The organism is Nocardioides jiangsuensis (assembly GCF_019679455.1).
GTDB lineage: Bacteria > Actinomycetota > Actinomycetes > Propionibacteriales > Nocardioidaceae > Nocardioides_C > Nocardioides_C jiangsuensis.
Window position 1 is genome coordinate 1,680,298 of the sequence record NZ_JAIEZQ010000001.1, and the last position, 13,053, is coordinate 1,693,350.

The window sequence follows — 13,053 nt, forward strand, 5'->3', positions numbered from 1 at the left end:
GGTCCGTCCGGGCAGTCCGGGCAGTCCGGTCGGGCCGGCTCGGCGAACGACGGACGACGGACGACGACCGATGAGCGATGAGCGACTGACGAGGGGAGCGGCGCGTGGACCTGGTGTACCCGCCGGTGCTGGGCGCCGGGCGGCTGCTGTTCCGGGCTCTCGGGCTGCGGGCCACCCTCGAGGGCGACGAGCACGTGCCCGGGACGGGGCCGGTCCTGCTCGCCGCCAACCACGTGAGCTTCCTCGACTTCCTGCTGGTCGGCCTGGCCGCCCGCCGCGGGGACCGGCTGGTGCGGTTCCTCGCCCGCCACGACGTGTGGCACCACCCGCTCGCAGGCCCGCTGATGCGCGGCATGGGGCACGTCCCCGTGGACCGGCAGGCGCCGGCCGCGGCGTACCTGCGGGCGCGCTCGTTGCTCAGGCAGGGCGAGGCGGTCGGCATCTTCCCCGAGGCGGGGGTGAGCACGTCGTACACCGTGCGACCGCTGATGCCGGGGACGGTGGCGCTGGCCGCGGAGACCGGTGTCCCCGTGCTGCCGGTGGCGCTCTGGGGCCCGCAGCGGATCCTGACCGTGGGCCGGCGCCTCGACCCGACCCGCGGCCGGCCGGTCTCGGTGGCCGTCGGCCCGCCGCTGCACTTCCCTGCCGGCACCGACGTGGTGGCGGGCACCCGTGACCTCGGCCGGACCCTGCAGCGGATGCTCGACGGACTGCAGGCCAGGCCAGAGCACCAGCCGGCGTCTGGAGAGACCGCGCCGTGGCACCCCGCCCACCTCGGCGGGCAGGCACCCTCCGTGGCGCAGGCGCGGGCGGTAGAGGTGCTGCCGGGGACGGCGGTGCCGCCCGGGGCCGGGAGAACCACCCCGAAAATGTGACGACGCTCGCGCATAGACTCACCCGCATGGCTGTCGATGCTGCTCCGCCGCAACGTCAACGCGTCGCGGCGTACGCCCTGCTGACCCGCGGTGGCGAGGTGCTGCTGACCCGGATGTCGTCGCGGACCAGGATCGAGGGCCGCTGGACACTGCCCGGAGGCGGCATCGACCACGGCGAGGACCCGCGCGACGCGCTCCGCCGCGAGGTGTACGAGGAGACCGGCCTGCACGTGGAGCCCGGCCAGGTCGTCGACGTGCACGCCACGCACTTCGTCGGGGCCCGCGCCGACGGGCTCGTCGAGGACTACCACGGCATCCACCTCATCTTCGCCGCCGAGATCACCGAGGCCTCCCGGGACGCCGAGCCGCGCGTCGTCGAGGAGGACGGCTCGACCGAGCACGCCGCGTGGGTACCCGTCGAGCGCGCGACGGAGCTCGACCTGCTCAGCGCCGCCCGCCACGCCCTGACCTTCATCGAGGAGGAGCACCGATGACCCGTACCGCGAGCACCGCGCTCACGACCCCCACGCACCCGGAGACCGTGTTCACCTACGGTGCGCCCGCGCTGAAGTACGGCGCCGGCTCCTCCGACGAGATCGGCTTCGACCTCTCCCAGTACGACGTCCGCCGGGCGCTCGTGGTCACCGACCCCGGCGTCGCGGCCACCGGCCACCCGCAGCGCGTCGCCGACCAGATGGCGCAGTTCGGGATCGAGGCCCGGGTCTTCGATGGGTCCCACGTCGAGCCCACCGACGACAGCCTGCGCGAGGCGATCGAGTTCGCCCGCGAGACCGGTCCCTGGGACGCCTACGTCGCGGTCGGTGGCGGTTCGGCGATCGACACGGCGAAGGCGGTCAACCTGCTCGCCACGAACCCCGGCGAGCTGATGGACTACATCAACGTGCCCGTCGGCAAGGGCGCCGCGCCCGTGAACGCGCTGCGCCCGCTGGTCGCCGTGCCGACCACGACGGGGACCGGCTCGGAGAGCACCACGATCTGCGTGCTCGACGTGTTGTCGCTCAAGGTCAAGACCGGGATCAGCCACCCGCGGCTGCGGCCCACGCTGGCCGTGGTCGACCCGCTGCTCACGCTCACCCAGCCGCCCGGGGTGACCGCGGCGTCGGGGATGGACATCCTCTGCCACGCGCTGGAGAGCTACACGGCGCGGCCCTTCGACTCCTACGAGCGCAAGGAGGCCGCGCAGCGGGTGCCCTACTGCGGGGCCAACCCGATCGCGGACATGTGGGCGGAGAAGTCGATGTCGCTCCTCGCGACGTCCTTCCGCCGGGCGGTCGCGCACGGCGAGGACGCGGACGCCCGCGGCGACATGGCGCTCGCCGCCACCTTCGCCGGGATGGGCTTCGGCAACGCGGGCGTGCACATCCCGCACGCCTGCGCCTACCCGATCGCGGGCCGGGTCAAGGACTTCCGCCCCGACGGCTACCCCGCGGACGAGCCGATGGTGCCGCACGGCATGGCGGTGTCGCTGACCGCGCCCGAGGCGTTCCGGTTCACCTTCGACGCCGCGCCCGAGCGGCACGTCCGCGCCGCGGAGCTGCTCGACCCGTCCCTGGACCGCAGCGGCGACCCGCGGGACCTGCTGCCCGGCGTGCTCACCGCGCTCATGCGCGACATCGGGATCCCCAACGGGATCGGCGCCGTCGGCTACGACGAGGGCGACGTGGACGACCTCGTCGACGGCGCGCTCAAGCAGCAGCGGCTGCTCGCCACCGCGCCGCGCGAGGTGACGGCGGACGACGCCGCGGAGATCCTGCGCGCCTCCCTGTCCCTGTGGTGAGCGCACCGGGGGCGCGCGACGTCGCGGCCGCCCTCCGCGCGGCGGGGATCGGCGACGTCGACGACTCGACGCTGGCCCGGGCGATGTACTCCTCGGACGCGTCGCTGTACCGGGTCGTGCCGCAGGTCGTGGTCCGTCCACTCCACGTGGAGGAGCTGCTCGCGACGGTGGCCACGGCTCGGGCGACCGGCACCCCGCTCACCCTGCGCGGAGCCGGTACGTCGATCGCGGGCAACGCGGTCGGCACCGGCATCGTCGTGGACACCGCCCGCCACCTCAACCGGGTGGTCTCCGTCGACCCCGAGGCCGCGACCGCGGTCGTCGAGCCGGGGACGGTGCACGCCACCCTGCAGCAGCAGGTCCGCGGGCACGGTCTGCGGTTCGGGCCCGACCCGTCGACGCACACCCGGTGCACGATCGGCGGGATGATCGGCAACAACGCCTGCGGCTCCCGGGCCCTGGGCTACGGCCGCACCGTCGACAACGTGGTGGGGCTCGACGTGGTGACCGGCACCGGCGAGCGTCTGACCCTCGGGCCCGGCGCCCCGACCCCGTCGGCCGCGGCGACCGCGCTCGACGAGGTGGTCGCCCGCGGGCTCGCCACGGTCCGCACCGAGTTCGGCCGGTTCGGCCGCCAGGTGTCCGGCTACAGCCTCGAGCACCTGCTCCCCGAGAACGGTCGGCGGCTCGACCGGTTCCTCGTCGGCAGCGAGGGCACCCTCGCGGTGGTGCTCGGCGCGACCGTGCGGCTGGTCCGCGACGCCCCCTACCGTGCGCTGGCGGTGCTCGGCTACCCGTCGATGGCCGAGGCCGCCGACGCCGTACCCGGGCTGCTGCACCACCCGCTCGTGGCCTGCGAGGGGCTCGACGAGCGGATCGTCTCGGTGGTCCGCGCCCGGCGGGGTGCCGCGGTCGTGCCCGAGCTCCCGCGCGGCGCCGGGTGGCTGTTCGCCGAGGTCACCGGTGAGACCGCCGAGGAGGCCACCGCGCGGGCGCAGGCGGTGGCCCGGGACGCCGCGGCCACCGGGCACCGGGTGGTCACCGACGTCGAGGAGATGCTCGCGCTGTGGCGGATTCGCGAGGACGGCGCCGGCCTGGCCGCGCGCAGCCTCGACCGGCCCGCGCATGCCGGGTGGGAGGACGCCGCGGTCCCGCCGGCCCGGCTCGGGGGGTACCTGCGTGCGTTCGACGACCTGCTCCGCGCCCACGGGTACGACGGGGTGCCCTACGGCCACTTCGGCGACGGCTGCGTGCACGTCCGGATCGACTTCGGCCTCGACAGCACCGGCGGCCGGGGTGGTTTCCGGACCTTCCTCGAGGAGGCGGCGGCGCTGGTGGCGTCGTACGACGGCACCCTGTCGGGCGAGCACGGCGACGGCCGCGCCCGCTCGGAGCTGCTCGGCGCGATGTACTCGCAGGACGCGCTCGACCTGTTCCGGCAGGTGAAGCGGGCCCTGGACCCGGCCGGCGTGCTCAACCCGGGGGTGCTCGTCGACCCGCGTCCGGTCGACGCGGACCTGCGGCTGGCGGGCCCGTTGTCCGAGCCGCGGACGAGCCTGCGGCTGCTGCACGACGGCGGCTCGCTGGTGGACGCGGTGCACCGCTGCACAGGCGTGGGCCGCTGCCTGGCCGACAACACCGGCACCGGGGGCGTGATGTGCCCCTCCTACGTGGCGACCCGCGACGAGAAGGACTCCACCCGCGGCCGGGCCCGGGTGCTCCAGGAGATGGTCGACGGGCGGCTGGTCCGTGACGGCTGGCGCTCGGACGAGGTGCACGAGGCGCTCGACCTGTGCCTGTCCTGCAAGGGCTGCTCCACCGACTGCCCCACCGGTGTCGACATGGCCACCTACAAGGCCGAGGCGCTGCACCAGCGGTACCGCGGCAGGCTGCGGCCGCGCAGCCACTACGCGCTCGGCCGGCTGCCCCTGTGGGCCCGGCTGGGCCAGCCGGTGGCGCCGCTGGCCAACCTCGCGCTGCGGTCACCGGCCGTGCGACGCGCGTCCCGGTGGGCGGCCGGCATCGACCAGCGGCGCAGCATCCCCGCCTTCGCGTCGCGCTCGTTCCGCACGCTGGCGGGGGAGCGGACCCGCCGGCAGGATCCGGACGTCGTGATCTGGGCCGACTCGTTCACCGACCACTTTGCCTCGGAGCCGGGGATGGCCGCGGTCGCCCTGCTGGAGTCCGCCGGCCTCCGGGTGGGCGTGGTGCGGGAGCGGGCGTGCTGCGGGCTGACCTGGGTCAGCACAGGCCAGCTCGACCAGGCGCGCCGGATCGTCGGCCGCACCGTCGGGGTGCTGCACGAGTACGTCGCCCGCGGGATCCCGGTGGTCGGGCTCGAGCCGTCCTGCCTCGCGGCGCTGCGCTCCGACGCCGCCGAGCTCACCGCGGACCCCCGGGCGGGCGAGGTGGCCAGCGGTGTGCACACGCTGGCCGAGCTGCTCGAGACCGTGGAGGGGTGGCGGCCACCGGACCTCACCGGCACGCACGTGGTGGTGCAGCCGCACTGCCACCACGCGTCGGTGCTCGGCTTCGAGGCCGACGCCCGGCTGCTGGCCCGCACCGGCGCCACCGTGACCCGGCTCGGCGGCTGCTGCGGGCTGGCCGGCAACTTCGGCGTCGAGAAGGGGCACTACGACGTCTCGGTCGCGGTCGCCGAGCACACCCTGCTGCCGGCGGTGCGGGCGGCGGGGGAGGACGCGGTCGTCCTGGCCGACGGGTTCTCCTGCCGCACGCAGCTGGCCGACCTGGCCGACGTACGCGCGGTTCACATGTCCGAGCTGCTGCTCTCCCCGCGGGACTGCGCCAGCAGGTCCGGGAGCTGAGCCCGGGTCACCTCGAGCTTGCGGTAGGCGTTGGACAGGTGCCACTCGACGGCCTTGACCGTCACGAACAGCGACTGGGCGATCTGGCGGTTGGTGTAGCCGGCCGCGGCCAGCTCCACGACCCGCCGCTCGCCGGGGGTGAGGCTGGCGAGCGGCGACCCGCCGCCCTCGGGGACCGGGACGCCGTGGCGGGTGAGCAGCCCGCTCGCGCGGCGGGCCAGCGGCGGCACGTCCGTCGCCCGGGCGTATCGGAACGCGCCCTCGAGGAGGGAGACCCCCTCGTCGCGGCTCGCCTCCTCCGTCGCGAGGCGGGCGCCGAGGTCGATCGCGGTCCGGGCGGCGTAGTCGGCGAGGTCCGCAGACTCGAGCAGGGCCAGCGACTCGCGCAGGTGCCCGACGGCCTCGTCGCCGGGCGTGGTCTGGGCAAGCGTGCGCAGCGCGAACCCCAGACCGCGCGGGGCACCCCAGCGGCGCGCCAGGCGCACGGCCTCCTCGGCGGTGGCCCGAGCCTCGTCCTCGCGGCCCAGCGACATGAGCGACCACGCCGTGAGCTCGCGCCACTCCACGATCGAGGCGTTGTCACCGCGGGGGCCCATCAGCCGCCCGGCCTCGGCGTAGTCGGCGAGCGCCTGCTCGTGGTCCCCGTGCGTGGCCCGCACCAGCCCGGCCACCGCGATCGGCAGCGCGCTGAGGAACTGCGCCCGCCGGGCGGCCTGCCGCAGCAGCGGTTCGAGGGCGAGGGCCTCCGGGTGCTGGCCGAGCGCGAGGTGGGTCAGCGTGGCGCCGGCGAGCGCGGGCTCCGCGAAGTCGGACCAGCCCCGGGCGCGCATCTGCAGCGCCGGCTCGAACTCCACGAGCGCCTCACGGAGCCGGCCCTGCCGGTAGCGCACGAAGCCGCGGCAGTACGACGCGGTGGCGAACCCGAGCACCGAGCCCCGGCGCCGGCTGTCCTCGAGCGCGGCGTCGAGCACGGCGAGGTTCTCGTCGTAGGCGTCGGACCACGAGAGCACGGCGCTGGCGACGTAGAAGCCGATGCCGTCGCAGGTCTCCTCGGCCAGCAGCGCCCCGTCGCCCAGGGCGCGCCCCGCGAAGGCCAGGGCACGCTCGCGGTCGTGCCCCCGCACCGCGAGGTCGGAGGCGGCCCAGGAGAGCAGCAGCCGGTCGGCGTGCGTGTCCCGCTCCTGGGGCTGGCGTACGGCGTCCTCCACCGCCTCCGTGAGGTCGGCGCCCGACCCGTCGTACAGCGCCCGGGCCATCCCCATCCGGGCCAGCAGCTTGCGCAGCGCCGGCGAGGACGCGTCGTGGCGGTCGCCGGTGAGCAGCCCGATCGCCTCCTGGTACGACGCCTGCGCGGCATGCCGCTCGCCCAGGGTCATCTGGAGGTCACCGATGTCGGCGAGCGTCCTCGCGCGCTTCTCGGTGCCGGTGGTCCGCTCCAGCGAGCGGCGCCAGAGGTCGAAGGCCTCGGTCCGCAGCCCGGCCGAGAGGTGCGCCGACGCGGCGAGCGCGAGGAGGCCGGGGTCGGTGTCCTCGGGCCGGGTCTCGCCGACGGCGCGGAACAGCTGCGCGGCCGCGACGTCGGGGACGCCGGAGTCGAGGGACTCCTCCCCGGCCGCGCGGAGCAGCTCGACCACCGCCGGGTCCTCGTCGGGGAGCGTGTGCAGCAGGTGGCTGGCCACCGCCTGGCGCGGCCGCCCGAGGGAGGTCAGGTGCGCTGCGGCCTTGCGGTGCAGATCGGATCGCTGCGAGGGCGTGAGCGCGGAGAGGATGGCCTCGCGGACCAGGGGGTGCGCCGGCCACGCGCGCCACATGCCCACGGTCAGGACCCCGGCGTCGACGAGCACCTCGAGCGGGTCCGCGATGTCGGCGACGCTCTGAGCGGTCAGGTCGGCGACGGCGTCGAAGCTGGCCTCGTCACCGAGCACCGCGACGGTGCGCGCGAGCTGGACGGCGGGAGCGCCGAGGCGGCCGAGCCGGTGGCGCAGCGACTCCACCACCGTCTGCGGGGTGCCGCCGGCGGTGCCCTCGCGGAGGAGCTCGTGGACCAGGAACGGCACGCCGCCCGTGGCGTCGTGCACCTCCTGCGCGGAGAGCAGCGTGCCGGGGTAGGCGTCGCCGAGGTCGGCCCGCAGCGCGGCCACACCGACGACCGACAGCGGCTGCGGGGAGACCGAGGTGGACCGGGCGACGACGCGGTGCAGCACGTCGGCGTGGCCCACCGGCTCGCCGGTGCGCAGCCCGAGCAGCATCGCCACCGGGCCGAGGTGCAGCCGGGCCGAGAGCAGGTCGAGCAGCTGGAGGGACCCGAGGTCGGCCCACTGCACGTCGTCGACGACGAGGAGGACAGGGCGGTCGGCGGCGAGGTTCTCCAGCAGCCAGGCCAGCGCGTAGTCGAGGGAGGCCAGCGTCCAGGGGTGGTGGTCGAGGCCCGGCCCGGCGAGCGCCTCGCCCAGTGCGGCCGCGGGACCGTCGAAGGGCTTGTTCCCGGGGGAGGCCTCGCGGGCCAGCGGCGCGAGCCAGTCGCGGACGACGGCGTGGGAGAGCTGGGACGTGACCGGGGTGGGGCAGGCGGTGAGCACCCGCATGCCCAGCATCCGGGCACGCTCGGTGGCATGCCCGACCAGCGCTGACTTGCCGACGCCGGCCGGTCCGGACAGTGTCAGGCTGCGACCGGTGCCGCCGAGCGCGTCGGACAGCAGGCCGCTGACCGCAGCAAGCTCTGCGGCCCTTTCTATGAGCCCCCCCATGACTAGTATGTTCCGCGCTCCGGCCCGGTTAGTCATTCATATCGGTAAAATTGGTTGAAACAAACACGAACTGTGCGTACCGGTGAGGAGCCCGTCCCGGCTCGGTCCCGGGAGAGCCGCCGGGCGGGAGCGCCGCCGGCGCCCATACCGCATGCTGCCCGCCCTCGTTTTGACCCGGGTACGGCGAGCCGGTAATCTTTTTCAGCGTGCCTGGGACAGCCAGGCCATCGCGTGTGCTCCGAACCGGATCTCGCGCCCGTGCTGCGGGCAGGGACCCCGCGAGCCGCGTGGCTGCGATCGCAGCGTTCAATCGAAGGAACTTCCGCCGCGAGGTTGCGTGGCGGGCTCCGGGGTGGGCGACACGCCCGACCGCGGGGGAGCCTTCGACGTGGATGCGGGTCGCGGGCCGCGCCGCGGAGCGCACGACCAGCAGGACCAAAGACAGCATCACCGAAGAGGAAAGAGAACCACGCGGTGCCCACCATCCAGCAGTTGGTCCGTAAGGGCCGCCAGGACAAGGTGTCGAAGAACAAGACGCCCGCTCTGAAGGGTTCGCCCCAGCGTCGTGGCGTGTGCACGCGTGTCTACACGACCACCCCGAAGAAGCCGAACTCCGCTCTCCGCAAGGTCGCCCGTGTGCGCCTGTCCAGCGGCATCGAGGTCACGGCCTACATCCCGGGTGTGGGCCACAACCTGCAGGAGCACTCGATCGTGCTCGTGCGTGGCGGTCGTGTGAAGGACCTCCCCGGTGTCCGGTACAAGATCATCCGCGGTTCGCTCGACACCCAGGGTGTCAAGAACCGCAAGCAGGCTCGCAGCCGTTACGGCGCGAAGAAGGAGAAGAGCTAATGCCGCGCAAGGGTCCCGCCCCGAAGCGTCCGGTCGACGTCGACCCGGTCTACGGCAGCACTGTCGTGACCCAGCTGGTCAGCAAGGTGCTCCAGGACGGCAAGAAGCAGGTCGCCCAGCGCATCGTCTACAGCGCCCTCGAGGGCTGCCGTGAGAAGACCGGCACCGACCCGGTCGTCACCCTCAAGCGCGCGCTGGACAACGTCCGCCCCGCGCTCGAGGTCCGCAGCCGCCGCGTCGGCGGTGCGACCTACCAGGTCCCCGTCGAGGTCCGCGGCCCGCGCCAGACCACACTCGCCCTCCGCTGGCTGGTCAGCTACGCCCAGGCTCGCCGTGAGAAGACGATGTCCGAGCGCCTGATGAACGAGATCCTCGACGCCTCCAACGGCCTCGGCGCCGCTGTGAAGCGCCGCGAGGACACCCACAAGATGGCCGAGTCCAACAAGGCCTTCGCGCACTACCGCTGGTGACCCCGCCGGTACGTCGCACCGTGCCGGCGTCCCACGAGGACCCAGCGGTACGACGTACCAGGCCATCAGCCTGCATGCAGACACACCACCCGAGTAACAAACTCCGAGGGGATCACTGACCAGTGGCCGTCGACATCACCACCGACCTCGACAAGGTCCGCAACATCGGCATCATGGCGCACATCGATGCCGGTAAGACCACCACCACCGAGCGGATCCTGTTCTACACCGGCATCACCTACAAGATCGGTGAGGTCCACGAGGGCGCCGCCACCATGGACTGGATGGAGCAGGAGCAGGAGCGCGGAATCACCATCACGTCCGCCGCGACGACCTGCTGGTGGAAGGACCGCCAGATCAACATCATCGACACCCCCGGGCACGTCGACTTCACGGTCGAGGTGGAGCGTTCGCTCCGCGTCCTCGACGGCGCGGTCGCGGTGTTCGACGGTGTCGCCGGTGTCGAGCCGCAGAGCATGACCGTGTGGCGGCAGGCGAACAAGTACTCCGTGCCGCGGATGTGCTTCGTGAACAAGCTCGACCGCACCGGCGCGGACTTCTACCGCTGCGTCGACATGATCGTCGACCGCCTGAACTCCACCCCGCTGGTCCTGCAGATCCCCATCGGTGCCGAGTCCGACTTCATCGGCGTCGTCGACCTGGTCGGCATGCGCGCGCTCACCTGGCGCGGTGAGACCAAGATGGGCGAGGACTACGAGGTCGAGGAGATCCCGGCGGACATGGCCGAGCAGGCCGCCGAGTGGCGCGAGAAGCTGCTCGAGACCCTCGCCGAGGCCGACGACGCCGTCATGGAGAAGTACCTCGAGGGCGAGGAGCTCTCGGTCGAGGAGATCGAGGCCGCGATCCGTCGCGCCACCCTCGCCGACAAGCTCAACCCGGTCCTCACCGGCACCGCGTTCAAGAACAAGGGCATCCAGCCGCTGCTCGACGCGGTCGTGAAGTACCTCCCCTCGCCGCTCGACGTCGAGGCGATCGAGGGCCACAAGGTCAACGACGAAGAGACGATCATCAAGCGTCGCCCCAGCGAGGACGAGCCGTTCGCCGGCCTGGCGTTCAAGATCGCCGCCGACCCGCACCTGGGCAAGCTGACCTACGTCCGCGTCTACTCCGGCAAGCTCGAGGCGGGGCAGTTCGTGCTGAACTCCGTCAAGGGCCGCAAGGAGCGGATCGGCAAGATCTACCAGATGCACGCGAACAAGCGTGAGGAGATCGCGTCGGTCGGCGCCGGCCAGATCGTCGCCGTGATGGGTCTGAAGGACACCACCACCGGCGAGACCCTCTGCGTGCAGAGCGACCCGGTCGTGCTCGAGTCGATGACGTTCCCGGCCCCGGTGATCGAGGTCGCGATCGAGCCCAAGACGAAGGGCGACCAGGAGAAGCTGGGCATCGCGATCCAGCGGCTCTCCGACGAGGACCCGACCTTCACGGTGAAGACCGACGAGGAGACCGGGCAGACGATCATCGCCGGCATGGGCGAGCTGCACCTCGAGGTCCTCGTCGACCGCATGCGGCGCGAGTTCCGCGTCGAGGCGACCGTCGGCAAGCCGCAGGTGGCCTACCGCGAGACCATCCGCAAGGAGGTCAAGAGCCACTCGTACACGCACAAGAAGCAGACCGGTGGTTCGGGCCAGTTCGCGAAGGTCGTCGTCTCGCTGGCCCCCAGCATCGACCCGGAGACGGGCGCGGGTGCGGGCTACGAGTTCGTCAACAACGTGACCGGTGGTCGTGTGCCGCGGGAGTACATCCCCTCGGTGGACCAGGGTGGCCAGGAGGCCATGGAGTTCGGTGTGCTCGCCGGCTACCCGATGGTGGACGTCAAGTTCACCCTCGAGGACGGCGCCTACCACGACGTGGACTCCTCGGAGCTCGCGTTCAAGCTCGCCGGGAACCAGGCCTTCAAGGAGGCCGCCCGCATGGCCAAGCCGGTGCTGCTGGAGCCGATGTTCGCCGTCGAGGTCACGACGCCCGAGAACTTCCTGGGCGACGTGATCGGCGACATCAACTCCCGCCGTGGACAGGTGCAGTCGATGTTCGAGCGCTCCGGCGACCGCGTCGTCGAGGCCCTTGTTCCGCTGTCTGAGATGTTCGGGTACGTTGGCGATCTGAGGTCGAAGACCTCGGGCCAGGCGTCGTACTCGATGGAGTTCGACTCGTACGCCGAGGTTCCCCAGAACGTCGCCGACGAGATCATCAAGAAGGTCCGCGGCGAATAAGCATCGTCCGGCGACACAAACAACGAGTCAAGAAACTAGCTAGGAGGAGCCCCCGTGGCTAAGGCGAAGTTCGAGCGGACTAAGCCGCACGTCAACATCGGAACCATCGGTCACATCGACCACGGCAAGACGACGTTGACCGCAGCGATCACCAAGGTGCTGCACGACAAGTACCCGGACCTGAACCCCTTCACGCCGTTCGACGAGATCGACAAGGCCCCTGAAGAGCGTCAGCGCGGTATCACCATCTCGATCGCGCACGTCGAGTACCAGACCGAGAGCCGGCACTACGCGCACGTCGACTGCCCGGGTCACGCCGACTACATCAAGAACATGATCACCGGCGCGGCCCAGATGGACGGCGCGATCCTCGTGGTCGCCGCCACCGACGGCCCGATGCCGCAGACCCGTGAGCACGTCCTCCTGGCCCGCCAGGTCGGCGTCCCCGCGCTGGTCGTCGCGCTCAACAAGTGCGACATGGTGGACGACGAGGAGCTCATCGAGCTCGTCGAGATGGAGGTCCGCGAGCTCCTCAGCGAGTACGAGTTCCCGGGCGACGACGTCCCCGTGGTCCGCGTCGCTGCCTTCCCGGCGCTGAACGGCGACGAGAAGTGGGGCAACTCGATCGCCGAGCTCATGGACGCCGTGGACGAGTACATCCCGCAGCCTGAGCGCGACACCGACAAGCCGTTCCTGATGCCCGTCGAGGACGTCTTCACGATCACCGGTCGTGGCACCGTCATCACCGGTCGTATCGAGCGCGGCATCGTCAAGGTCAACGAGACCGTCGACATCATCGGTATCCGTGAGGGCAAGCAGTCCACCACGGTCACCGGCATCGAGATGTTCCGCAAGCTCCTCGACGAGGGCCAGGCGGGCGAGAACGTCGGTCTGCTCCTCCGCGGCACCAAGCGCGAGGACGTCGAGCGCGGCATGGTCGTGATCAAGCCGGGCACGACCACCCCGCACACCAACTTCGAGGCGAACGTCTACATCCTCTCGAAGGAGGAGGGCGGCCGTCACACGCCGTTCTTCAACAACTACCGCCCGCAGTTCTACTTCCGTACCACGGACGTGACCGGCGTCGTGACCCTCCCCGAGGGCACCGAGATGGTCATGCCGGGCGACACCACCGAGATGTCGGTCGAGCTGATCCAGCCGATCGCCATGGAGGACGGTCTCCGCTTCGCGATCCGTGAGGGTGGCCGCACCGTCGGTGCCGGCCGCGTCACCAAGATCAACAAGTGATCTAGCT

Annotated in this window: 9 protein-coding genes; 8 read left to right on the plus strand and 1 reads right to left on the minus strand. The window is 72.2% G+C overall.

The features are described 5' to 3' along the window. Positions 1–104: 104 nt before the first annotated feature. From K1X13_RS07905 to K1X13_RS07920, 4 genes are read left to right on the plus strand one after another with little or no spacing between them, the layout of a single operon-like run. Complete coding sequence (locus K1X13_RS07905) at positions 105–875, plus strand: lysophospholipid acyltransferase family protein (protein WP_221024380.1); 771 nt, start codon at positions 105–107, stop codon at positions 873–875. 26 nt (positions 876–901) lie between these two features. Beyond that, positions 902–1,369 (plus strand): NUDIX hydrolase, encoded by a 468-nt coding sequence (locus K1X13_RS07910; RefSeq protein ID WP_221024381.1) that lies wholly within the window; start codon positions 902–904, stop codon positions 1,367–1,369. Next, positions 1,366–2,673: a hydroxyacid-oxoacid transhydrogenase gene (locus K1X13_RS07915; protein WP_221024382.1), complete on the plus strand. Its 1,308-nt coding sequence runs from the start codon at positions 1,366–1,368 to the stop codon at positions 2,671–2,673. The genes K1X13_RS07910 and K1X13_RS07915 overlap by 4 nt, the downstream gene beginning before the upstream one ends. Continuing rightward, on the plus strand, positions 2,670–5,498 hold the full coding sequence (locus K1X13_RS07920) for an FAD-binding and (Fe-S)-binding domain-containing protein (protein WP_221024383.1): 2,829 nt from the start codon (positions 2,670–2,672) through the stop codon (positions 5,496–5,498). Before K1X13_RS07915 ends, K1X13_RS07920 begins: the two co-directional genes overlap by 4 nt. On the opposite strand, the gene K1X13_RS07925 is transcribed toward K1X13_RS07920, so the two are convergent. Continuing rightward, positions 5,441–8,245 carry an ATP-binding protein gene (locus K1X13_RS07925; RefSeq protein ID WP_221024384.1) on the minus strand — a complete coding sequence of 935 codons (2,805 nt, stop codon included), beginning with the start codon at positions 8,243–8,245 and terminating at the stop codon, positions 5,441–5,443. The two genes, K1X13_RS07920 and K1X13_RS07925, sit on opposite strands and share 58 nt — an antisense overlap. A gap of 474 nt (positions 8,246–8,719) precedes the next feature. On the opposite strand from K1X13_RS07925, the gene rpsL reads away from it, so the two are divergent. From rpsL to tuf, 4 genes are all read left to right on the plus strand, one after another. Further along, complete coding sequence (rpsL, locus tag K1X13_RS07930) at positions 8,720–9,094, plus strand: 30S ribosomal protein S12 (protein ID WP_221024385.1); 375 nt, start codon at positions 8,720–8,722, stop codon at positions 9,092–9,094. Beyond that, a complete protein-coding gene (rpsG, locus tag K1X13_RS07935; protein WP_221024386.1) occupies positions 9,094–9,564 on the plus strand; it encodes a 30S ribosomal protein S7 in 471 nt (156 codons plus the stop codon). Before rpsL ends, rpsG begins: the two co-directional genes overlap by 1 nt. A 122-nt stretch (positions 9,565–9,686) precedes the next feature. Then, on the plus strand, positions 9,687–11,798 hold the full coding sequence (gene fusA, locus K1X13_RS07940; RefSeq protein ID WP_308249455.1) for an elongation factor G: 2,112 nt from the start codon (positions 9,687–9,689) through the stop codon (positions 11,796–11,798). A 54-nt stretch (positions 11,799–11,852) separates the two neighbouring features. Further along, positions 11,853–13,046, plus strand: coding sequence for an elongation factor Tu (gene tuf / locus K1X13_RS07945; RefSeq protein ID WP_221024387.1), 1,194 nt, complete (start codon positions 11,853–11,855; stop codon positions 13,044–13,046). Positions 13,047–13,053 lie beyond the last annotated feature (7 nt).